Raw genomic sequence first — 23,769 nt, 5'->3', positions numbered from 1 at the left:
AAACGGGGAGTTGAAGCTCCCCGACGAAAAATTCACTTAAAATCAAAGACGGCAATCAATGCCGTACTTATTGAGAATTAGCTAATTACTTATATAACACAATACTCAACTTGCCCAAACACTAGCATCTTGATCATCTTCATCTATATCGTGACCTACAGGTGCTGGAGAAGAATACGTGTATTCATCATCCACAACGCCAGAATCAGCATCTGCATTAATAGCAGCAAGAACATGCTTATCCATTTTGTACTGAGGAAGCACATTTTTAATATAGCTTGTCACAGCATCTTGCATAGCAACGTCATGGCCAACTTTTTCTGCCATAAACCAACGATGATCCAACACTTCATGGAAGAACTGAGCTGGTTCAATTTGCGAACGGAATTCAGGAGGTATCATACGAACTGTTGGCTCGAAAATTTCACGCATCCAATCAGTTGCGACGATTTCCAGCTCTTCACCTTGACGCCATGTAGAAGTGCGATATGCATCCAAATCGTTTAGCAGCCTTCGAGCCTGATTCTCTTGAACATCCAATCCAGTAAGACGAAGAAGCTTGCGGGAAGCATAGCCAGCATCCACAACTCGAGGTCGAACCAAAACCCTTCGACCATCTTCTGAAGTCTTCATCTCCAACTCATCAACATCGAAACCAAGCTCATTTAGACGATTAACACGACGTTCAATTCGCCACATCTCATCAGGACTGAACTTATCAACGTCAGTAAGCGTACTCCAAAGCGAATGATAGCGATCTACTAGACGATTGCCTATACTGATTTCATCTACTTCTGTCGGTAAAAGCTGACCGGAGCTCAAATCCATAAGCTCACCAATAATGTTGGTCCGAGCTAAATCGATATCGTATTCTCGTTGACCTTCTGTTAAACTTCCATGCAAATCACCAGTTTCTGCGTCAACTAGGAATGCAGAAAAAGCATCTGCATCTCGCAAAAACAGCACGTTGGAAAGCGATACATCGCCCCAATAGAAGCCAGAAAGATGCAAGCGCACCATAAGAACAGCAAGCGCATCGATAAGGCGCTCTGCAGTATCCGGACGCAACGTACGAGCAAATAATGCACGATATGGTAGTGAGAACTTCAAATGTTTCGTAACTAACATTGCCTCAAGCTTTTCACCATTAGCGTCATGGCGTCCTGCAACAACAGCTATAGGAGTAACTGTAGGCAACTCAAGTTTACGAAGCCTACGCAAAAGCTCATACTCACGTTCTGCAACTTGACGAGTAATTTCCTTCATTGCATACACTTCATCGCCAACGTGAACAAATCGCACAACGTGGCGAGAAATACCACGCGGCAAATTCACGAATAAATCAGCAGGCCATTGAGAAAGTGGTAATTCCCAAGGCAGTGTAAACATTTTTGGATTTGAACTAGCCGCAGTAATCTTCAGTGCCTGCGGCTCTTGAGAAGACGCATTCTCGTCCTGTGCAGATACCGAAGTTGCTTGCACAGCACGCGGGTCTAATTGAGGAGCGTCATTCCATTCCATAAAGTTTATTTACCAATCAAGCTCATGCCAACGATATCACTGCATTCCAGATAAACACAGCTCAACCACCGACGAATTATTGATAACAACTATATATAATAAGCGATGCATTGTAATGATGTATTATTGTACACTTATTATGCTGCTTTTTTGTGCCAAAAACGGGGTTCGCGTCATATTGCGAACCCCGCTCTATACCTTATACCAAAAGTTTGCCCATTAGCTTATATAAGCAGGCAAACCAACGTTTTAGTTCAAACGCAACTCCGTAGAAGGTGCGAACAGATGCATCTTAGATGGATCAATCTTGATCTTCACGGTGTCGCCAACCTTTGGAAGAGCACGTGGGTTCACGCGAATAGTCGTGAGCTTATTTTGATCAGACATCATAGTAGATGCTTCCTCAGGAGAACCATCGGTGATGATATTGCCATAGATATAGCCATCAGAACCGAGATCTTCCACGTTCATTACCTTCAAGGAGAACGCATTTGGATCATCGGATGTTGCCAAGCTTGCATCTTCTGGACGGAAGCCAACAATAATCTGTCCGTTATCTTCTGCAGTGAGCTTGTCAACAGCCTCAGCTGGAAGAAGTATAGAATCCTCACCAATCTGAGCTCGACCGTTTACAACTGGATGCTGATTGATATTCATAGATGGTGAACCAATGAAGCCTGCAACGAATACATTTGCAGGGCGGTCATAAAGCTCAGTAGGAGCTCCAACCTGCTGCAATACGCCAAGCTTAATCACTGCAATGCGATCGCCCATGGTCAAAGCTTCGGTCTGATCGTGGGTAACGTACAGAGTAGTAACACCAAGCTGACGCTGCAAAGCAGCAATCTGAGTACGAGTCTGAACGCGGAGCTTAGCGTCGAGGTTGGAAAGAGGCTCATCCATGAGGAAGACTTTTGGTTCACGAACAATTGCGCGACCCATAGCAACACGCTGACGCTGACCACCAGACAAAGCCTTCGGCTTACGATCCAAATACTCTGTCAAATCCAACACTTCTGCAGCTTTTTCAACACGCTTGCGGATTTCTTCCTTAGGAACACCAGCAATCTTCAAAGCAAAGCCCATGTTATCAGCAACTGTCATATGCGGATACAGTGCATAATTCTGGAAGACCATTGCAATATCGCGATCCTTTGGCTGCATTGTAGTAACATCCTGACCACCGATGAGGATACGTCCTTTGTTAACCTCTTCAAGACCTGCCAACATACGCAAAGTAGTTGACTTACCGCAACCAGATGGACCAACGAGTACGAGGAACTCACCATCTTTAATAGTCATGTTCAAGTCATCAACCGAAGGCTTATCGTTGCCCGGGTATATACGAGTCACATGATCAAATACAACTTCTGCCATGATATGTCCTTTCATCGGCAGGTACGTGCCGAACGATCCGTAGTGAAGGGTGTGCACTCATGACCCCAATTCCTACATCGGCGGGTATCAATCGTCCACAGTTTACTTACCTGGTCCATTGAAGGTTCTCTTCGTTGAGCCATGCCTTAATATATCATGTTTATCTTAGAAAAACAGTAAAAAATCAGTATTTTGCATAAACTCGGCGTGTCGAGTAAGGTGCACAAAAGGAGAATAACTATGGATCAACAACAAGAAACAACAAATAATGAAATGCAAAAATCAAATACCCCTTATAGTAAAAGCTTAATTGGCATCGTAATAGCACTAATTATTCTTGCATTCGCTGCAGGAGCTGGGTTTATGACTTATTACAATTCAATCAATAAACCACAAGTAAAAATTGAAAATCCAACAACCAATAAGCCAGATACACAAACTGAGGATACAGCAGACTCCCAAATAACCAAAGAGATTAAAAAATTGCCTTCTTCTGACATCCCACCAGCATCTAATTTACAAGGCGGAATTCTTCTTAGCAAGGATGGGTACGGCAAGCAAGCTGCTGGTGCTCCTACAGTTGCCACTTATTTTGATCCTTTGTGCCCTGGTTGCGGATCCTTTAATCGTACTGTTGATGAAACTTTAATTAAAATGGTTGAAGCAGGTCAAATTAACCTAGAACTTCACCCAATGTCATTCTTAAATCGTTTTAGCTCAGATCAATATTCTTATCGCGTCTCAGGCGGTATTGCCTATATCGCTTCGCACGACAACGATCCAAAGCATTTGCTTAAGTTCATCAATAGTATTTTTAGCGAAAGATTCCAGCCGGAAGAAGGCGACGGATACCAAGCAACACCAAATAAAGCTCTTATTGATTTAGCTGAAGATGCTGGAGTTGCAGATAAGATTGCGAATGAAGCATTTAACTTACACTATGTTAAGTGGCAAGAAGTTATTAATGAGAATACTCCAGAAGAAAAAGCTTTATGGAATGTTTCTGGCTCTAATAAAGGCGCTATGACAACTCCAACAGTAACAATTAACGGTAAGCTAGTAGATCTCAATGCAGCTTCTGAAAAGCAAATGGATCCTTTGGAAGCTATATTAAAGTCTTTGGGAATCGATAAAAAATATGTTGGCAAATCTGGTCATATGCCGAAAGTTACGTATAAGAGTAAGCCGCTTGAATTATAAATAAAATTAAGTAATCTCTATACTAAAACGGACGTTAAGAATACACTTAACGTCCGTTTTTATTTAATAATTTAGATTTCTATAATTTAGCTTATTTACAATGCAATAGGGGAACTAGTGTCAGACACTTTAGGCATCTGACCTGCAACTCCAACTTGTTTTTTATCCAGGCCGATGCAATGAAGCAGAGCATCAAGCACCTTCATTTTTTTCTCATTAATGGCATTCATATCAAGCAATTTATCGTTAATAGTTACAGTCGGCGTTGTCATAGATCCTTTATTTGGACCGCTGACATTCCACAATTCCTTACGATCAGGAGTGTATTTATTAACTAGCAGCTGCCACTTCAAATATTGGCGGTTAAAAGCTTTACTTGCAATTTCGTTTGGAATTCCAGATTTCTTAGCCAGTTTAATCAACTCTTTATTGCTTACAGGCTTATATCCCTCGCTTTCTTCCGGCTGGAATTTTTCGTTAAAAATGCCATTGATAAACTGAAGCAAATGCTTTGGATTGTTATCATATGAAGCGATATAAGCAATAGCACTAGAAACACGAGTCGAGTAATGGTCAGTAGAAAGTCCATCCAAGAATGACATTGGGTGAAGTTCTAGGTTAATTTGACCTGCTTCAACCATTTTAATTAAAGTTTCATCAACAGTACGATTAAAGGATCCGCAACCAGGGCACAAAGGATCAAAATAAGTGGCAACTGTAGGAGCACCAGCAGCTTGCTTGCCGTACCCATCCTTGCTAAAAAGAATGCCATTCTTAGAATTAACACCGCTTGGACGAATACTTGGATCAATATTATCCAAATTATGATTAGATTTTGCAGATTGCTCTATTTTTTTCTGAGGCTGAACGTAAGCTGCCTGATACGCAGTAATGCCTACAGCAGCCAACATAGCCGCAACAATAATTACTACAATAACGCCGATAATTGCTTGCTGACGACGCTCACGCGCCTCACGCGCTGCACGTTCGCGATTTTCTATAGTTCTTTGTAGGCGAGTAGCAGATGAATCTCCCTGCTTATTATCACGCATCTGAATTTTAGGCATTGTTATCCTTCAACCATTTATTTCGCACACTAAGACTCGTTCCTAGCAGCATTCTTGCTAATGAAATAATAACTTCACCACAGTTTAGTAGATGGCATCAACGGAAAATACACATTACGTATCATACTATTTTTATTTTTCAAATGATTTTCCAGAATAAAATAACGCACCTAATCCTAAACGGAATTTTGTAGTCCACTTAACTGCAGCAAAAACAACCCATGCAACAATAAATCCTAGAGCATATCCAACTGCAGTACTTGAAAAAATATTAGGTGAGTAAGTTGGTAAAAGAATACGCAAGGATCCAACATCTATAGAAAGTAATTCAGGATTATTACCGCAGAAAAATGGATATATAACAGCTCCAATACCTCCAGAAACAACAATAGCTATAACTCGTGGAAGCATGTAAACAAATCCTCGAATAATATGCCACGGTAAAGTTGCAATAAGCACTACAGAATCATGGCGAGGAATTATTCCATCGTTAAGTTGCCATCTTCGCAAGCTTGATGAAATACTGTAGCCGGATGTTGCACTAATCCACATAAAAACCATCGCAAAACCAATAGAATCGAGAATGCTTAAGCAAGCAATGGCTAAATGAAGAATTATACAAATCAGCAGTATCCATGTTCCTCTACGCGCATAATCATGTTTATTAAGAGCAGGATCAACAGAAGACACTTCATCACTTTTAACGTGTAGAGAATCACCTGCTTCATTTTCAATATTGCCATTATCAAAAGTGTTATCAGAAGAACGAATAAGTTTTGAAGATTGTGCAATGCGTGAATTGTTTGAATTGTCGTCCTGTATATTCTGAAAATCTACATCGTTTAACGCATTAATTCGTGTTTTTTCATCCACACAAAATGTTTTATCGTCTTCACTATTATCTAATGAATGTGGCATAACAGTAGTAGAACGAACAGTTACGGTTGGCATTTCTCCATCAGAATTAAGATTTGTTATGCCAGCTGTACCAGCTGCATCGCAGGTACGAGAATTTGTTAGTATAGCAGTTTTTTCTTTTGTTTCACGACTTGTTTCACACCACATTTTACGCATAGTTATGTTAGTGGCATTACGGTCAAAAGGGCGGTTCGCCTCCGGCCAGGCTAAAGGATCCATAGCATCTTGACTAATTGCATTTTCTAAATCAGATGGCATGCAACGCTGCTCTCGAATCGGATTCAAAGCCTTACGAAAAGCAGCCATTGTTCTAGGAGGTAACCCAGTTAAATCTGCATTGCCTGAGGCAGCACGCTCCAAAACCGCCATCATAGGCTTTGTGCCAAAAACAGGCTTACCGGTAGCCGCAAATGCAAGCACAGCAGCAACAGACCACCAATCTGTAAGTTCATCTGAATCTCCGCCTTCAATAATTTCTGGAGCAATAAAACCAGGAGTGCCCATCACTAATCCCGTGCGAGTAACATGGCTTTCACCTTCGCCCATCGCAATCCCAAAATCTACCAATACAGGTCCAGTAGCAGAAATCATTACATTAGTTGGTTTAATATCGCGATGAACAATACCGGCTTCATGAACTGCTTTAACAGCTTCAATAAGCTTATGCGCAAGACGCTCCAAATCATCTGCAATATAAGGTCCATTCTCATCCACGTCTTCGCGCAAATTATGTCCTTCAATCAACTCTGTCACAATAAAAGCGATTGAAGCATCTAATTCCATATCCACTATCGCGCAAACACCTGGATGATGAATCCTCTGCAAAGCCAAAGCTTCACGTTTTAAACGTATTCGAGCGCGTTCCTGCTCAGAATCTTCATCTTCACTCTGTTTTGCATGAACAGACGCACGTAATATTTTCATAGCATATTGATTGCCGCCATCGTCATTAACGCGCCAAACTGACCCCATTGCGCCGCCACCAAGCCTAGAAATAAGCGTGTATCCGCCTACATTAGTCCCTGGTTGCAAATCGAACATGCTTGTATCTTCCATACTGCATTATGTTAATGCCTTATATTGCCAAATACGCAAATATAAACAACAAAAAACACGCCGTTTCTATATTCAACATCGCCGTAATTTTGTAATGACGTGGCATATGGTACACTAATCAATTGTTCTACTTAGCATGATTCGTCATGCTAACGAGAAACTTCGCCTCCTTAGCTCAGATGGCCAGAGCGGCCGCCTTGTAAGCGGCAGGTCGCCGGTTCGATCCCGGCAGGAGGCTCCATTTTTATTCCACTCGTTTCGCGAGTATTTCTTATTTTCCATTCACATATTCCAGAACTATAGTTTTGTTATCTTTCGTATCACATATAATGACGTGAAATGATTAAAGCAGAGGGGATAGTGGCTAATTAACTATTCAAAAATAGAAAAGATTTTTATTTTTCATATACAGTGCCAAATTATGGCGTATTATGAAAATAACAAATCTATATCTGTGCGCATGATTATCTTTATAACAAAACTTTTCGCGAGTAAGAACTCGGGAACCTTCCCCCAACTCAGGGTTTCCGAGGTGAGAGTGGAGCGTCCCCCAACCAGCTCCACCTCATAGGGGGCGGGAATATCCCCTTCTCTCCCGCCCCCACTTTTATTTTGTTTTGCACTCAATTTTGAATGCAATACTGAAGGTATAATAGAGAAGTTAGCATTATTGCAAAGGGAGTGATTGTATGGCACGTCGATGGACGCCTAGACGATTAATAGTGATGCGTCGTGCAAGAATAATCGCCTGCGTTTTATCTATATCACTCACAGCAACAAGCTTGTTTATATTTACAGCTAAAAAATCTGTTGCAATGATTATAAATGGAAAAACGCATATTGTAAGCACTTATTCAACAAATCCAATACGTTTATTGGAAGAACAACACGTGCCAGTAAAAACTCACGATCAAATTATTTCTTCTTCTGGAGATATTCTCACAAATCATTCTACTGTAACAGTTCGCAGTGCTTATCAAACTTCTATCACTGTAGATGGAGTAACTATACCGTTCTGGACTGTTGCAACTAGTGTCGATCAATTAATCGGCTTTTTTAAAGCTAATGCTAAGAACGCTTCACGAATTACAGTAAATTTGCAAAATATTTACGATAAACTCACTTGCGGCTTATCAATTAATAAAAAAGGTCCAATTAGCGTTATCGCTGACAGGAAAACACGCATTGTGCAAAATGGAGACTTACCTGCGAGCGCAATTCTTGATTCTCAAGGTATAGTGCTCGGCAAGGAAGATCGCGTAAGCGTAGAAGAAGATGATGGAAATACTGTTTTACGTGTTTCTCGAGTTACTCATGGCAAAGAAAGTCGTACAGTTTCATTACCTTTTGCCACACAAACTGTAGTAGATCCTAAACTTCCAGCGAATTCTCGCGTTGTACAACAAGTTGGCGTGAATGGTGAGCGCGAAGATGTTTATAACGTTACATACGTAGATGGCAAAGCAGAAAGCGCAACTTTAGTTTCGCAAAATTTGGTAAAGCCTGCAGTTAATCAAGTTATTGCTGTAGGTAAGGCTGCTCCTGCACCAATTCACAAAAATAATACAAATACGCAAAAGTCAAAACAATCCAAACAACAAACAAACGCTCAACCCAAAAAGCAGAATACTGAGCAGCCTGCAAAACAGGAGAAGAAAAACAGCCAACAGCAAACTCAACAACAAACCGCATCTGCAGCTCCCGCACCTGCAGCTAATCCACCTGCACCCGCTCCAAGCTCTAATCCCGATAGCCTTGTACATGCTACTCCAGAACAAGCTAAACTATTCGCTCAGGGCGCAGCTGCGCAAATGGGTTGGACCGGTAAAGAATGGGAAGATCTTTTATGGTTATGGAATAGGGAATCTGGATGGAGATGGAACGCAGAAAATCCTAGCTCACACGCTTATGGCATTCCTCAAGCTCTTCCTGCAAATAAAATGAGCAGCGCAGGAGCGAATTGGCATGAAGATGCCGCAATACAAATTAGCTGGGGTCTAAGTTACATTAAGAGCAAATATAAAACACCTAGTGGAGCAGTAAAGCATTCGCGCGAAATTGGCTGGTATTAAAAGGCAGCAGCGTGTTTTAACGCACTTTGGCGCAACGGATTAATTGTTACGAAATTTGGACGGTAAAACTTTGACAGAAATCAGCATTGAAAATGAAGGTCAGCTTTTAGGTGCAGCAGATATTAGACGTATTGCTGCCGAGGAAGGCATTACTCCTACCAAAAAGTTTGGTCAAAATTTCGTTATTGATCCTGGTACAGTGCGAAAAATAGTAGCGGCAGCTGAAGTTAAATCTGGCGATATCGTTATGGAAGTAGGGCCTGGTCTTGGTTCTCTTACTCTTGCAATATTGCAAACAGGAGCACAGCTTACTGCAGTAGAAATAGACCCTCCGCTAGCTCGACGATTGCCGCATACTGTAGAAGAATTTATGCCTCAATCAATGCGAAAATTTAACGTCATTCTAAAAGACGCTTTGGCAGTAAATGCCGATGATGTTCCACAGATTACGCAGGCTAAACAATTTACTCTTGTTGCAAACCTGCCATACAATGTTGCGACGCCTATTATTCTTACTTTGCTAGAAAAATTTAGTAACTTACAGAATTTTCTAGTTATGGTTCAAAAAGAGGTAGCAGATCGTTTATGCGCACAACCTGGGAATAAAGTATATGGCACACCAAGTGTTAAGTTGGCGTGGTACGGCAAAGCCCAACGCGCAGGGCTTATCGGTCGTAATGTATTTTGGCCATCGCCAAACGTTGATTCAGCATTAGTTTCTTTTACTCGCAATTGCACAGGCAAAGGTGACAATAATGAACGTGAGGGAGTATTCGCTTTCATTGATGCCGCCTTCCAGCAACGACGTAAGACATTGCACGCAGCTCTTAAAAATCAAGTTCCAGAAGAAGCATATAAAAATTCTGGAATTGACCCAACTAGACGCGGCGAGACGCTTACTTGCGATGAATTTATTGCTTTATATCGCGCATGCAAAGATTGTAAATTATAAATAAAACGCATATTTATTCGTTGAATAAATATGCAAAATAAAATATTACGCAATGAAATATTACGTATATTCTGCAGCTTGTGTAAACTTGCTGCTAACAAAGTTACAAACCACAGATCGGAAGTGAACATGACGCAAGAATACGACGAACGTATTGCTCGTAAAGCTTTCATGTATCAAAGAAAAAGATCTGTACTCACTACAGTGGGCGTAGGCTTGGGCGTCACTTTTATATTTGCTTTACTTGTGCAATTCCACGCTTTTGGCATAAATTCTGTGCGTGCTCCAAAAGATAACCCAAATTACGGCGTTCCAGCTCCATGCGCAATAATAGGAAAAGAAGGAGCCAAAGCCCCTTACGTAGATAATAGAGCTGTAGCAATCAGAGTTCTCAACGGCACAAAGTTCCGCGGTCTTGCTCGCGCGGTTGGCGAAGCTTTAAACGCTCGCGGATTTAACTTAACAGAAGTTAACAATAACAAATCCAGTAACATTAAACGAACAATCATTTACTTTGGAAAAAACGCTATTAATGAAGCTTATACAGTAAACGCTAATTTTACCGATGCAATTATGCGAATGGATGATAGAAAAGATAAGCTCGTCGATATTGTGCTTGGCTCTACTTTTAATAATCTTCGCCCTAAAGTAGATGTTCCAGCAGCAGGCGCAACAATACATGAAGTGCAAGGATGTATAAGAGCTGATCTTATGAAAAACATTCCTAAGGCAGATCAGCATAAGGAAGTTAAATAAAAAAGAGTAGCAGTAAAATATTTTATACTGCTACTCTTTATTTAAGTGAAGAAACTTTTACTTTTTGTACGTTTCCTCATACCATCGCTGTAATTCTTCTACAGCAATATCATGGTCTACCGGACCATTATCGAGACGGTAATCAAGCATATGCTTATAAGCCTCACCAACTGTTGGACCTGGTTGCAAATGCAATAATTGCATTATTTCATTACCGTCTACATCAGGTCTAATAGCGTTAAAATCTTCCTGCTTTTTAAGCTCCTTTACGCGCTCTTCCATCTCGTCCATCGCATGCTCAAACATTAACGATTTGCGACGATTCTGAGTGGTTGCATCTGCTCTAGTAAGTCGGTTCAACCGCTCATACAGATGTCCTGAATCTTTTACGTAACGACGAACTGCAGAATCAGTCCACGGTTCATCAACATACCCATGAAAACGCAAATGCAAATTCACTAATTCAGTAACATCTTCGATAAGATGATGATCAAAATGCAGTGCTTTCAAACGTTTACGAGTCATTTTTGCGCCAACAACATCATGGTGGTGGAAACTAACTTTCCCTCCATCTTCAAATTTTCGAGTTTTTGGCTTCCCAATGTCATGCAATAAAGCAGCTAGACGCAACGTTAAATCTGGAGACGGCACTGGACCTTCCTGATCTGTTTCCAAAGCTATAGCGCGCTCAAGAACCATCATTGTGTGTTCAAAAACGTCCTTATGACGATGATGCTCGTCAATTTCAAGCTGTAAAGCTGGAATCTCCGGAAGAACACGCTGAGCTATACCAGATTCAACAAGAGCTTCTAATCCTTTACGAGGTCTGTCCGAAAGTAACATTTTAGTAATTTCGTCGCGAATTCTTTCAGCAGAAACAATATCTAACCTATCTGCCATGTCCACAATCGCTTCAGCAGTATTTGCTTCGATACTAAACCCAAGTTGCGCAACAAAACGAACTGCACGCATCATACGCAAAGGATCGTCATCAAAAGATTGACGAGGATCAACCGGGGTTCGCAACACGCCTTTAGCTAAATCACTAGCACCGCCAAAAGGATCTACAAACTGTAAATCTGGCACGCGCAACGCCATTGCGTTGACAGTAAAATCACGCCTAGAAAGATCACCTTCTAAAGTATCACCGTATTGCACTTCAGGTTTACGAGAATCTGGATCGTACACATCAGAACGGTATGTAGTAATTTCAACTTTTACTTCTGTACCATCAGCACGTCGACGCATAGCTCCCAACGTGCCAAATTTGCGACCCATATCCCAAAAACCATCATGTCCCCAACGACGCAAAATAGGTTCAAACTCTTCGGGTCGAGCTGATGTACAAAAATCAAGATCATGCGACACGCGATGCAGTAGCATATCTCTCACAGGACCACCAACTAATGCAAGTTCATAATGACGCTCAGCAAAAAGTCGCCCCAACTCTATAGCTTCAGGCCAAACTTCGAAGTTCTCAGTCACCCTTACCGACACCCTTTCAGCAAAAATCAATCTATATTCCAGCATACCGTTACCCCAATGCACAGCGGATTGAGTAATGTTGACTATATGATCACTCCTGCAGACTTACGACGTACGCTCGCCAAGCTTGCGGATAATCATGCCCAAAATCAAGCTGCTCCTGTTATTACGCCACTTGATTTAGCTAAAATGCATAGAAAAAAGTCTTGCCAGCAAGACAGTTGTGAAGAACAAAATGTTGTTGATATTCCGCTGTTTTCTAAGGATGACAGCACTGCGCAAGACTCAGGATCGCCGGAAGATAATCTTCAAAAAACATCTTCTTTCTCAGGCGTATCTCCAGCACTTATGCCACCACGCAGACAGGCAGATACTCCTACAACTTTTGCTTCTTTAGATGCGCAAGACTTGCCAATTATTCGAGAATATTCCGCAGGCGGTTTAGTATTTGACTCTCTCGGGCGTGTCGCAATTATTGCTCGTCATTCAAGAAGCGGACACCTTGAATGGTGTCTACCAAAAGGACATATAGAAAAAGGTGAAACACCTCAAGAAACAGCAGTTCGCGAAATTCATGAGGAAACGGGTATAGTTGGCGAAGTAGTAGATTCGATTGCCACAATCGACTATTGGTTTACAGGCACAACGCATAGAGTACACAAGCTAGTACACCATTTTGCGTTACGTTACGTAAGTGGCGACTTATCTGTATTAGGAGATCCTGATCACGAAGCAGAAGACGCAATATGGGTGAATTTTAAAGAACTTAATGCAATACTAAGCTATCCAAATGAACGTAAAATTGCATGGCTTTATGCCAAAAAAGCACATAGGCGGTCTAACAGTGAAGAAACTCACGCGTAAACATCAGACCACAAATGCGTCTACTGTTCTAAAGCAGAAGGCACTTTCATACGTATTTTCTTTATTACGAGTTACGTTACATACTTGCTTAATTTCTGCACGTTTTATTTTTATATTATTCGTAGTATTTGCAACAATTTTTGCTTTTCCAACAGCAAAATATGCAGGATTAGCAAATTACGCATATGCAAACACGAAAAAAGCAGATTTATCTGACAAAACTTCTACAAGACAAAATAAAAAACAATCTACGTATGAAAATCCGCATAGCAAGGGCATTGAAATAGATATAACTCAAGCAACGCCTGTAGTAACAGATAAAAGCGGATACCACCTTACTGCAACACTAAAAGCCGTAAAAACGGCACTTCCAGAAGGCACTTTACAACTTTCTATAAATTCCAATTACACTTTTGTTTCGCGCACGGACGTGCAAAATTGGTCGCAAGAGGAATCTCTTATACCAACTCCTCAAATTTTAGATTCCGTAAAAACTCCAAGTTTAGCTTCCGGTCACACGTGCACTCTTAGCTTTAACATACCTGCAGATAAACAAGAATTACGTTCCATCCTGAATTGGGGTCCCAAACCATTAAAAATTACGTATTTCTCACAAGATTATTCAAAATACAAATCGATACATTCTTTTTTGACAAGAGCAAATATTGGCATGCACTCAGCTAACTTACCAGCGATGAAACTTACTGCGCTCATGCCAATATTAATTCGTACACAAAACGATTTACGCAATTTTAAAGCTAATAACATTCAACCTAGCGATCATTTAGAAACGTTACTTAGAGCAGACAAAGATAGTATTCACAACATTATTGGGAAAGCTGATTTAGCAAATAAACACTCAAAATTACAAACAATCGCAGATTTAAGCACAATACAAGCATCGCATTTAACACTCAAACCAAGCGCTTATATGCAACAATCTGGTTTTGATATCAGTGCTTATGCAGATGACAATAATGACGATTTGTATAAATCGGCAGGAATTACTAAAGAAAAATGGTCTGCAAAAAATTCGCAATCGCAGAAAAATATTACTAAAGCAAATAATTCAAAACAAACAGACTCAACTAATCATAATTTAAATAAAGCTTATGCATGGCAAACATACGGCAAATGGACTATTCATGCACTAGAGCAAGCAAAACGTAATGGATATGAAACTGTTATTGCAACAGACGAATTTGACAATAATGCTTCACAGTTTGCTGTTAGAAATGGCATATACGATATAGATACGCCTGCAGGGAATGTGCGAGTTTTGTCACCTCAATCAGTGCTTACTCTTCTGGCAAACGGAAAGCCTACAAGCGATAACGCAACAAGCGAACGAACTCAGGCTGGGCGCATTAATCGTTTAGTGGCACAAAGCGCGTTCTACCAAATGGAACAGCCGTATGTTGATAGACATATTCTCATTACTTTTTCGAATAATGCATCTAATTCAAATATTGATGCTGTTATGAACGCATTAGAACAATCTCCTTGGCTGTCGTTAAGCGACTTGCAAACAATGGCAAATACGAAGCAAAATGCCTTGCCTGACTGGAAGAAAAATTCCATAATGCGTGAAATATCTCGCAACAGCTCTATAAGCGAGAATATTACTGAAAAACGACGCTCTTGCCTAAACGATTTGTCACATTCAAGGAAAGACGTTTTACGTTTTACTAAGAATATTCTCGACTATAGTTCCGCTAAGCATCCTCATAATACTGAGGGTGACGCTCAAGCACTTGCAAAACAAACAGCCAAAACAAAAAAACTTATTAACATAAAAGACTTAGAAAAGTATTTATTACGCTTATACGACGATATTTCTTTGCACGAATTTACCAATAATACGATCGAGCAGCAAGATTCAGCCAAAACTACTGCACACAGCAAGAAAAATAACAAGTCTTGTATAAGTAAAAATACTGCTAAGACTTTTGCAAATACACTGATGAATGGCATTCACATAATCCCACCGCATGATATTACTGCCGTAAGCGAAACAGCAAGCATGCCTATTACGATAAGCAACACATACTCTTACCCTGTGCAAGTGTATTTATCTGCAAATACTCATGCTATGGAAATTGTTACACGCCGTAAAACTTTAGTAAAAATTCCAGCTAATAGCGAAACTCAAGTAACTTTACCACTGAGAATCACTACATCAATTCACACAAAAGCTACTTTTGTGCTTGAAGACAATCAGCATCGCGTATTTGCAAAAGAACAAAGCACACTTATTACTAGTACACTGCAAATTAGTGATAAAAGCGGTACGATTATTATAGTATTTGCTTTCATTCTTGGTCTTCTTGGCCTTTGGAGGCAATTCCACCGTAAGAAGGATCCAGACGAATGAGTTCAGTAGGTCGAAATTCTGTAATTATGGCTAGCGGAACAGCCGCATCACGCATTACAGGTCAAATACGTACTATCTTATTAGCAGCAGCCCTTGGAACAACAGGTTTAGCAGCAAACGCATATCAAGCTGGATCTATGATTCCACAGCTAATATATACGCTTGTTTCAGGTGGAATTTTCAACGCTGTATTAGTACCGCAAATTGTTCGCACTCTCGAAAAGAAAAATGCCGAGGAACGCTTAAATAAACTTATTACATTTGCAATTCTTCTGCTTCTCGCGCTAACAGTTCTTATGTCTATAGCAACGCCTGTGCTCACTATGCTATACGCCGGCGGAAGCGCCGAAATGCAAACATTAACATGTTCATTTACTTTATGGTGCATGCCTCAAATTTTCTTTTACGGTATTTATACAGTACTTGGGCAAGTTTTGGCAGCAAAAGAGCATTTTGCCATGTACGCGTGGAGTTCAGTTGCAGCAAATATTATTAGTTGCCTAGGCTTTGGCGTTTTTATCATCATCTTTGGTAAAGCAAATAGGATGCCACTAAGTTTTTGGAATGGCAATACTCTTTTGCTCACTGCAGGATTCTGGACTATTGGCGTAGCAGCACAAGCCTTAGTGTTATTCCTACCTCTTATAAAATGCGGAATACACTACAAGCCAAGTTTTGGTATACGAGATATCGGTTTAAGATCAATGGGCCCTGTTGCTGCATGGAGCATGGGCATTGTTATTGTTACACAAATAGTTGTAATGATTACTACGCATATAACAACAAGCGTCCCATTTGTTGCCGAAAAACGTTTAGGATTAGATCAGTTTGAAGTAGCAGGTAATGCTACTTATCAAAACGCTTACACAATGTTCCTATTGCCCTACTCTTTAGTTGCAGTATCTGTTGCAACAGCAATTTTCCCTAAAATTTCACGCTCCATTGCATCTCACGATTTACATAGCGCGCGCAATGATTTAAGTGAAGCACTCAGGCATGTAAGCATAATTATGTGCTTCTTTACAGTCATTTTTATTGTTATTCCGACACCTATTTCGTTAGCTTTAATACCATCAATAAGTGTTCAAGAAGCAAACCTTATGTCTGCACCTCTAATGATGCTAGCTTTTGGCTTGCCTTTAACTAGTAGCTATTTGATTATTCAACGCACATTCTTTGCTTTTGAAGACGGTAAAAGTCCTTTTATTTTCGCAGCAGCGCAACTTCTTACTGAGCTTTTTGCCTTTGTATGTTGCATTAATGTACTGCCACCTACTTATTGGGTTACAGCTTTAGGCTCATCAGTTTCAATAAGCTACTTCTTGACTTTCCCATCACTTGTTCATATGCTTCGAAATCGTTTCAACAATGACTTAGATGATCGAAATCTTGCAATTACGCATATAAAAATTACTATTGCTTCAATAGTATCTATTGTTGTTGGTCTCTTAGTGAGTAAACCGCTATTGCATGTTTTAAACTTCAATTCCCCACATATGCATGGAATATTAAGGTGGGTATACGCAATACTTATTTGCGCAATAACAACAATTATTATTGCTGTTGTTTATCTGTCAGCACTCTTACTTTTGAAGACCAGAGAACTTGTAGATTTGTCTGCCCCAATAATTAGTAAGCTTGCCCAAAAGATTCCTGCTCTTGCTCCTCTTGCTAAAATTTTTGAAGAAACTGCAAAAAGTCAATCACAGCACGAACAGAAAAATCTTAGAATTCCGCGTAGAATACAATCCGATGCAAAATATCATGATTCTTCTAACAGCAAAAACTTCTAAGAGCGTAGTTTCATATTGAGCTTTTCCTTAAAATATGTGATTATTTGGGAAATTATTTCAATAACAGCAAAATGCTGTACATAACATGACGGCTCACCAGTACAATTATGTGTTAGTAAAAAATGTTAAGTTACTTATTGCACATGCGTAGGAAGATGAGGAACAAATGGAACCTCGGTTAGGAGATATTGTACTAAATCGATACGTACTAGTATCGCTTTTGCGCAACGAAGCAGGCTTGCAAGTATGGCAAGCCAATGACCGCATACTTACGCAGGATTGCCAGCTTTTTATTGTACGAGATTCACGTTTTTTGCCGCAAGTAAATACAATTGCATCAACCTTGGCTTTATCGCATAGCCGCAAGTTTACGCAAGTACTTCAATTACGGCATCATGATTCTGTTGCAATTATTGTTACAGCTTTAGATCGCGGTATTACTATCAATGATTATTTGGCTCTTAAAAAAGCACCTTTAAGCTACGAAGCAATAAGAACTATTGTTGCAGAAACTGCACAAGCTTTAAGCAGATTACTTGCTAGCAATATTACTCACCACGCTGTTTCTAGTGACACTGTTCGCATAAGTTCTTCAGGAATTGAGTTAGCAGATACTCCAGTAAGTCCTCTTTTGGAAGATGTGACTCAAAAAGATGATGATCAAATTCCAAGGCAAAATGTTGAACATATTGCAACTAAGCAACTTGCATCATTGTTATACACTTTGATTACTAGAACTTCTTCTCGAATACAAGCTCGTTTTGATGCGTCTCTTTTGCCAGATAATACTCCTTCAGAATTTAGGATGATTTGCACAAGAAGCCTAGCTTCAAATAAAAATAACAACGTAATACCTATGGCGTCTATTGCAGAATTAGTAGCATTATTAGGTTCATACACGCCTTTATCGAAGCTCACAACAAGAGATATTGTGCTTGATGGTAAAACAAGTGTTGCTTCTATTAGCAATGTTCGACTTCGCGAAGCAAAAGATGATTGTATACTACCTTTGCCTGAAGGTCTTTCACAAAGTGAAGAAGAATTTGATGCACAATTAATGCAAAGAAATAATCAGGATTCTAACGATTTTTCTTCAACTAATTCAGCCAGCACTATTTCAAATAATACAAATGGATCCGCTAAGTTAAGTGATAGCTTCAAAAATGCTGGAAGAACATTGGGATCTCTTCTTAAAAGAAGCAATACTAACTCAGATTCTGAAGGCATTGGTAACAATAGTTTTAGTGACGAAACTAACACTAATACAGATATAGATTTTCATGATATTGCAGCAGCAGAAATGGCTAGCATTCTTGCTCCTACAGAACTTGATACAGACGATGCTCTTTTCCCAACATTGTCTGCTTCATATAAACATTTTCCCGATACTGCTACGTCTAAAAATATTTTTGATCACGTTGAAAATACAAGAAATCAAACTTCCAAAAATACTATTAGCGAAACAGGCGTAGTTAGTAGTTTTGATTTTGGGCATCTTCTTACTGAAAATAATCAACACACAGAATTAATGTCAAGACCACAAAACTTAACTTCAGAAGGCGAAGCTACTGGTCGCGTTCCTGTTGTTGATTCTCACGGAAGATTTGTAGCTCCTGGAGAGGAATCAGCAAGAGCACTTAGAGACGAAATAAACAATGACCAAAACGACGATATCCAAGAAAATGGAGCACTTTCTTTGCCGCCAAGCTTCCAGCCTCTGGAACAAACTGCTACTTTGCACAAACAAAAGCAGAATACACAAAATAACAACACTATTGCAGATGCTAAGATTTGGTGGGGTCTTTCAACCAAAGTTATTGTCATCGGGGCTGTTTCGTTACTCCTTGTAGCTGGATTAGCTTTGGCATTACATGGTTTATTTGGAAATCATGAAAGTACAGATAGCTTCGGAAACAACGGCTCATGGGATAGCACTAGTCTAGAAAATGTTCCGTTTGGTAGCCAAGGTATTCTTCCTCAAGAAAAACAACCTGCTAAGAAAAATATGGGTCGTAAGCAAGTAAAACCTGTGCCTAAGCCTAAAATTCCTATTAATAACGTTGCTTACGAAGCTGATCGTTATCAATTCTTAAGCTTCCCAGCTAATCAAGCTGGATATGGTTACTATATTCACTTAACCGAACCACAAACTGTGTATCGCTTCGTTGTTTCGATACGTTCCTCTGGAGGTCACGCATATTTGTTAGCAGATACTAAGGATGATCCAACTAAGGGAACTCAAGTAGCAGAATTTACATTCGATGAAAGCGGAACAACAGATGTAAAACTTAAGAAGATTGTAAAATCTCAAGATTTCATGCTATGGGTTCCAAAAGATAGCATGCCTAAGAACAGTTTGTACATCAATTCTGTAAAACTGTATTGAATCTCTTAAATAAGTGCTTTTAAGGAAATAAGTAATGGAAAATAAACTTCGAAAAGTTATCATAATTGGATCCGGACCTGCAGGATACACTGCTGCAATATATTTGGGTCGCGCTGGGTACAAACCACTTGTTATTGCTGGAGCTCTTACTCCAGGCGGTCAATTGATGAACACAACGGAAGTAGAGAATTATCCAGGATTCCCAGAAGGTATTTTAGGCCCTGACTTAATGGAGTCTATGCAAAAACAAGCTGAAAAATTTGGTGCAGAAATATTGCTGAACGATGTCACTTCTGTAGACTTTAAAAGCGCTATAAAGCTCGTTACTACCGATGACGGTATAACTTATGAGTTCGACGCAGTTATTGTCTCTACGGGCTCGCAAGTGCGCAAATTGGGCGTTCCGGGAGAACTCGAGTACTCCGGCAGAGGTGTATCTTATTGTGCAACTTGCGACGGCTTCTTCTTCCGAGGAAAACCAATTACTGTAGTTGGTGGAGGAGATTCTGCTTTTGAAGAAGCATTGTTCCTCACACGATTTGGTTCTTCTGTTACTTTAATTCACCGCAGAGATGAATTCCGCGCTTCAAAGATTATGGTTGATAGAGCAAAAGAAAACGAAAAAATCAAATTTATTACAAATAGCGTTGTAGATGAAGTGCACGGCAACGATGTAGAAGCTACTTCACTTACTGTTCGCAATGTTATTACAGGAGAAACTCAAGAAGTTGAGTCAGCTGGATTGTTTGTGGCAATTGGTCACACTCCTGCAACAAAGTTCTTAAACGACCAATTAAAACTTAATGAAGATGGAACAATTGTTGTTGATGGTGCAACTACTCGCACTTCTGTTGAAGGCGTTTTTGCTGCGGGAGATGTTGTCGACAACATGTATCGTCAAGCAATTTCTGCAGCAGGAATGGGATGCAGAGCAGCTCTTGATGCTCAAACTTATCTTAACGAAAAATACGCTTAAATCTTACTCATTACACAAAGGCTTACTAAAAGTAAAAGCATAAATACAATTAAATTTACGTGTGACATTACAGTCTAAGCTATTATATTGTAGACAAATGTCACACGTATTTTATTAAAACTACTATTCTTTTTTAGAAACAAGTAAACCAATAATTCGTTGCATTTCTTCAGGAGAAGAAAAGACAATCTCGATTCTTCCATGATTTTCTGTGCCCTTAATAGAAACTTTGGTAGCAAAATACTCCTCAAGCTGCTTGCGCACAGGCGAAGAAGACCACTGATTATTGCGACGCACACGCGTACGTACTGCTCCATGAGATGTATCTTCATTCTTCAACGAAACAATCTCTTCAGTACTACGAACTGACAATCCTTCTGCAATAATACGATTGGCTAGACTTTCCATATCTTCTGGATTTTCCAAGCCAAGTAGTGCTCGTGCGTGACCTGCAGAAAGCACGCCTGAGGCGACATGTTTTTGCACGCTAGCAGGAAGATTGAGAAGTCTTAAAGTATTAGCAATTTGTGGACGTGATTTTGATACAGACTGAGAAAGCTGAATCTGTGTTAAACCAAAATCATCTATCATCTGAGAATATGCTGCCGCTTCTTCAAGAGGATTAAGAGCAACGCGATGAAGATTTTCAAGCAATGCATCTCTTAACATATTTTCATCAGCAGTTGTGCGCACAATCGCTGGAACTGTATCAAGTTCAGCTAGCTGAGAAGCACGCCATCTTCTCTCGCCCATAATAAGTTCATAATGTGCAATTTGTTCATCATTTTTATCTGCATCAACAATAGGTCGCACAACTATAGGCTGTAAAACGCCGACTTCTTTAATAGATGACGCAAGTTCTCGCAGCTCATCTTCATCAAAAATTGTTCGAGGTTGATGCGCATTAGGAACAATATCTAACGGCTTAAGATAAGCTAAATATCCACCTTTTACTGGCTTCAAAGGCTCATTTTTTGCGGTTTTATTCGATTTTTCAGCAGCGTTATTTTTTTCACCAATAACGGTTTCTTCACTATTTTTTGCCTTAGACGACATAAATGTCGTTGATGCTGAATCTCCAAAAAAGAAATCCATAGGTCTAGTGACATCTCCAAGAGATGGCATAGTTGAACGTTTATGAGAATGCTTGTTAGTATGAATTGACGGCACGGTTTCACGTGAAACATTCTTTATTTTGTTATTATTCTTATCCGCGTGAGGAGCAATTGAATTGCTCATACTAGGGACCTTTGTTTCATGTGAAACATTTTTTGATTGATTATTATCTTTATGTAACGTTTCACGTGAAACTTTTGCTTGTTCTTCTAATTGACTATCCACAGATTCGGATTTTTTTGTTTCATGTGAAACATTAAATTGCAAATTATTAGATGCATCGGCAAGCGCATCCTCGCCAGGCAAAGCTGGGAACAAAGCGCCTAAACCTTTACCCAGGCGAGACTTATTTCCACTCATCATTGATTCTCCTGTTGTTCTTGTCGATTAGCATCTTGCTTTGCTGCAATAACAGATAATACTGTCTTAGACCTTTTCGCTATTTCTAACGCAGCTTCGCGATAAGAAATCGCTCCTGATCCATGAGGATCATAAGTAATAACACTTTGGTTAAAACTTGGCGCTTCAGGTATTTTCACAGTACGAGGAATCGTAGTCTCAAGCACAATATTTGGATAATGTTTTTTAACTTCTTGGAAAACTTCTCTGCCTAATAAAGTTCGCTTGTCAAACATAGTAACAAGCATTGTAGAAACAACTAAAATTGGATTGTAATGTTGCTGGACTAAACCAATAGTTCTTATAAGCTGTCCTAAACCTTCAAGAGCATAATACTCAGCTTGAATTGGTATAAGCATTTCACGTGCTGCACACATGGCATTAATCACTAACAAGCCAAGCGACGGAGGACAATCAATAAAAACATAATCGTAATGTTCGCTGCTATTATCAAGATATTCTTGCAAGGCATCCTTTAACAGATTATTACGATTATCCATATCTGCAAGCTCTAATTCAGCACCACTCAAATCAATGGATGCTGGCACAACATCAAGTCCTTCAATATCTGGGCAAGCATGTTTTACTTCAGCGATACTTTTTCGCCCTTCAAGAACATCGTAAACCGACAAATTACCAGAAGCATGAGGAGTATTTAATGCAGTTGACGCATTCCCTTGTGGATCCATATCAATAAGAAGTACTTTTGATCCACTTACTGCCATAGCTGCAGCAAGATTTACAGCAGAACTTGTTTTTCCTACTCCACCTTTTTGATTAGCAACAGCAATAAAACGCGTTTGCTTAGGCTTAGGATATTTCGCTTGTTCAATGGAATGAAAACGAGATGTCAAATCTGCCAATTCAACACCTAGGGAGGATTTTGAATCTCCAAAAATTCGTTGAATCGTTTCAGCAGCTGATTCCACGACGTATCACCCCCAATTAAATATGCGAAACTCTTAAAATAAAAATATCGTGTTTTAAGTTTCGTCGTTTCCATGGACATAAAAAGCACAAATTTTTTGATGTTTCACATGAAACATCAACACCTTATTCCATAACTAACTACATATTTTTCTAATCATAAAACACTAATGTTAATGCTGCTGCACACTACAAAATAGAAACAATCAATGCCTCGCTCTCCCCAAAACCTAATTGAACAATTTATATTCATGTGGTGAGATTCTTCGATTTTTCGCATTGATTGGATGTGCTTGTATGTTTCTGTAGCTTTGCACCAGTGCTTTGCAAACGTTGCACATGAAGCTTTGCAGTAATGCTTTGCAAACGTCGATTATGTAGCTTTGCAGTAATGCTTTGCAAACGGCGATTATTTATTGATTAGCAAACTTTAACAGTATTGCTCTGCGGACGTTGAATATTTATCGCATAGAGAACACTAGCATCCGTGCTGCTGCGCACGTCACACCAGGCACTCCTACCACACCAAA

The 23,769-nt window shown here is 39.8% G+C and carries 16 protein-coding genes and 1 tRNA gene; 10 read left to right on the top strand and 7 right to left on the bottom strand.

Annotated features, from left to right (window positions below; translation table 11 throughout):
* Positions 1–105 precede the first annotated feature (105 nt).
* Both K9E37_RS03495 and K9E37_RS03490 read right to left on the bottom strand, forming a co-directional pair.
* The gene (locus K9E37_RS03495; RefSeq protein ID WP_004110152.1) at positions 106–1,521 is read right to left on the bottom strand and encodes a DUF4032 domain-containing protein; all 1,416 of its coding nucleotides are present in this window, start codon (positions 1,519–1,521) and stop codon (positions 106–108) included.
* Between the two features lie 249 nt (positions 1,522–1,770).
* A complete protein-coding gene (locus tag K9E37_RS03490; protein WP_004110155.1) occupies positions 1,771–2,898 on the bottom strand; it encodes an ABC transporter ATP-binding protein in 1,128 nt (375 codons plus the stop codon).
* A gap of 240 nt (positions 2,899–3,138) precedes the next feature.
* On the opposite strand from K9E37_RS03490, the gene K9E37_RS03485 reads away from it, so the two are divergent.
* Entirely contained in the window at positions 3,139–4,098 is a 960-nt protein-coding gene (locus K9E37_RS03485; protein ID WP_103013756.1) for a DsbA family protein, read from the top strand.
* Between the two features lie 95 nt (positions 4,099–4,193).
* Here the strand turns inward: K9E37_RS03485 and K9E37_RS03480 are convergent, their stop codons facing one another.
* Both K9E37_RS03480 and K9E37_RS03475 read right to left on the bottom strand, forming a co-directional pair.
* A complete protein-coding gene (locus K9E37_RS03480; protein WP_004110161.1) occupies positions 4,194–5,165 on the bottom strand; it encodes a DsbA family protein in 972 nt (323 codons plus the stop codon).
* A 132-nt stretch (positions 5,166–5,297) separates the two neighbouring features.
* Complete coding sequence (locus K9E37_RS03475; RefSeq protein WP_103013754.1) at positions 5,298–7,139, bottom strand: serine/threonine-protein kinase; 1,842 nt, start codon at positions 7,137–7,139, stop codon at positions 5,298–5,300.
* Between the two features lie 164 nt (positions 7,140–7,303).
* Between K9E37_RS03475 and K9E37_RS03470 the strand changes: the two genes are divergently transcribed.
* The 4 genes from K9E37_RS03470 (at position 7,304) to K9E37_RS03455 (ending at position 10,919) form a co-directional block, all read left to right on the top strand.
* Positions 7,304–7,380: transfer RNA gene (locus tag K9E37_RS03470), tRNA-Thr, on the top strand.
* 448 nt (positions 7,381–7,828) lie between these two features.
* Positions 7,829–9,211, top strand: coding sequence for an aggregation-promoting factor C-terminal-like domain-containing protein (locus K9E37_RS03465; protein ID WP_076002520.1), 1,383 nt, complete (start codon positions 7,829–7,831; stop codon positions 9,209–9,211).
* Between the two features lie 55 nt (positions 9,212–9,266).
* Positions 9,267–10,163 (top strand): 16S rRNA (adenine(1518)-N(6)/adenine(1519)-N(6))-dimethyltransferase RsmA, encoded by an 897-nt coding sequence (gene rsmA / locus K9E37_RS03460; RefSeq protein ID WP_248893598.1) that lies wholly within the window; start codon positions 9,267–9,269, stop codon positions 10,161–10,163.
* Between the two features lie 129 nt (positions 10,164–10,292).
* Positions 10,293–10,919: a LytR C-terminal domain-containing protein gene (locus K9E37_RS03455; RefSeq protein ID WP_004110176.1), complete on the top strand. Its 627-nt coding sequence runs from the start codon at positions 10,293–10,295 to the stop codon at positions 10,917–10,919.
* Positions 10,920–10,976: 57 nt separating this feature from the next.
* Here K9E37_RS03455 and K9E37_RS03450 read toward each other — a convergent pair whose 3' ends face one another.
* Complete coding sequence (locus K9E37_RS03450) at positions 10,977–12,449, bottom strand: CCA tRNA nucleotidyltransferase (RefSeq protein ID WP_049762339.1); 1,473 nt, start codon at positions 12,447–12,449, stop codon at positions 10,977–10,979.
* 42 nt (positions 12,450–12,491) lie between these two features.
* Between K9E37_RS03450 and K9E37_RS03445 the strand changes: the two genes are divergently transcribed.
* The 5 genes from K9E37_RS03445 (at position 12,492) to trxB (ending at position 20,797) form a co-directional block, all read left to right on the top strand.
* On the top strand, positions 12,492–13,268 hold the full coding sequence (locus K9E37_RS03445; protein WP_004110180.1) for an NUDIX hydrolase: 777 nt from the start codon (positions 12,492–12,494) through the stop codon (positions 13,266–13,268).
* Positions 13,219–15,642, top strand: coding sequence for a DUF6049 family protein (locus K9E37_RS03440; RefSeq protein ID WP_420842989.1), 2,424 nt, complete (start codon positions 13,219–13,221; stop codon positions 15,640–15,642). The genes K9E37_RS03445 and K9E37_RS03440 overlap by 50 nt, the downstream gene beginning before the upstream one ends.
* Entirely contained in the window at positions 15,639–17,435 is a 1,797-nt protein-coding gene (gene murJ / locus K9E37_RS03435) for a murein biosynthesis integral membrane protein MurJ (protein WP_064621505.1), read from the top strand. Before K9E37_RS03440 ends, murJ begins: the two co-directional genes overlap by 4 nt.
* Before the next feature lie 166 nt (positions 17,436–17,601).
* Entirely contained in the window at positions 17,602–19,821 is a 2,220-nt protein-coding gene (locus K9E37_RS03430) for a protein kinase family protein (RefSeq protein WP_116431995.1), read from the top strand.
* 34 nt (positions 19,822–19,855) lie between these two features.
* A complete protein-coding gene (gene trxB / locus K9E37_RS03425) occupies positions 19,856–20,797 on the top strand; it encodes a thioredoxin-disulfide reductase (protein WP_064621503.1) in 942 nt (313 codons plus the stop codon).
* 123 nt (positions 20,798–20,920) lie between these two features.
* Here trxB and K9E37_RS03420 read toward each other — a convergent pair whose 3' ends face one another.
* Together K9E37_RS03420 and K9E37_RS03415 are read right to left on the bottom strand one after the other, a co-directional pair.
* Entirely contained in the window at positions 20,921–22,273 is a 1,353-nt protein-coding gene (locus tag K9E37_RS03420; protein ID WP_248893595.1) for a ParB/RepB/Spo0J family partition protein, read from the bottom strand.
* Entirely contained in the window at positions 22,273–23,241 is a 969-nt protein-coding gene (locus tag K9E37_RS03415) for a ParA family protein (protein WP_248893041.1), read from the bottom strand. Before K9E37_RS03415 ends, K9E37_RS03420 begins: the two co-directional genes overlap by 1 nt.
* Between the last annotated feature and the right edge of the window lie 528 nt (positions 23,242–23,769).

Source organism: Gardnerella swidsinskii (assembly GCF_023277705.1).
GTDB lineage: Bacteria > Actinomycetota > Actinomycetes > Actinomycetales > Bifidobacteriaceae > Bifidobacterium > Bifidobacterium swidsinskii.
The sequence above is the reverse complement of the archived record's forward strand: the minus strand, read 5'-3'. Positions and strand labels throughout refer to the sequence as shown.

Bases quoted from the DNA above. Each gene is read 5' to 3' on its own strand.
- K9E37_RS03440 (WP_420842989.1), top strand. From the start codon at position 13,219: ATGCCAAAAAAGCACATAGGCGGTCTAACAGTGAAGAAACTCACGCGT.
- K9E37_RS03475 (WP_103013754.1), bottom strand. From the start codon at position 7,139: ATGGAAGATACAAGCATGTTCGATTTGCAACCAGGGACTAATGTAGGC.
- murJ (WP_064621505.1), top strand. From the start codon at position 15,639: ATGAGTTCAGTAGGTCGAAATTCTGTAATTATGGCTAGCGGAACAGCC.
- K9E37_RS03445 (WP_004110180.1), top strand. From the start codon at position 12,492: ATGATCACTCCTGCAGACTTACGACGTACGCTCGCCAAGCTTGCGGAT.
- K9E37_RS03450 (WP_049762339.1), bottom strand. From the start codon at position 12,449: ATGCTGGAATATAGATTGATTTTTGCTGAAAGGGTGTCGGTAAGGGTG.
- K9E37_RS03420 (WP_248893595.1), bottom strand. From the start codon at position 22,273: ATGAGTGGAAATAAGTCTCGCCTGGGTAAAGGTTTAGGCGCTTTGTTC.
- K9E37_RS03490 (WP_004110155.1), bottom strand. From the start codon at position 2,898: ATGGCAGAAGTTGTATTTGATCATGTGACTCGTATATACCCGGGCAAC.
- K9E37_RS03480 (WP_004110161.1), bottom strand. From the start codon at position 5,165: ATGCCTAAAATTCAGATGCGTGATAATAAGCAGGGAGATTCATCTGCT.
- K9E37_RS03465 (WP_076002520.1), top strand. From the start codon at position 7,829: ATGGCACGTCGATGGACGCCTAGACGATTAATAGTGATGCGTCGTGCA.
- K9E37_RS03430 (WP_116431995.1), top strand. From the start codon at position 17,602: ATGGAACCTCGGTTAGGAGATATTGTACTAAATCGATACGTACTAGTA.
- trxB (WP_064621503.1), top strand. From the start codon at position 19,856: ATGGAAAATAAACTTCGAAAAGTTATCATAATTGGATCCGGACCTGCA.
- K9E37_RS03495 (WP_004110152.1), bottom strand. From the start codon at position 1,521: ATGGAATGGAATGACGCTCCTCAATTAGACCCGCGTGCTGTGCAAGCA.
- K9E37_RS03485 (WP_103013756.1), top strand. From the start codon at position 3,139: ATGGATCAACAACAAGAAACAACAAATAATGAAATGCAAAAATCAAAT.
- K9E37_RS03455 (WP_004110176.1), top strand. From the start codon at position 10,293: ATGACGCAAGAATACGACGAACGTATTGCTCGTAAAGCTTTCATGTAT.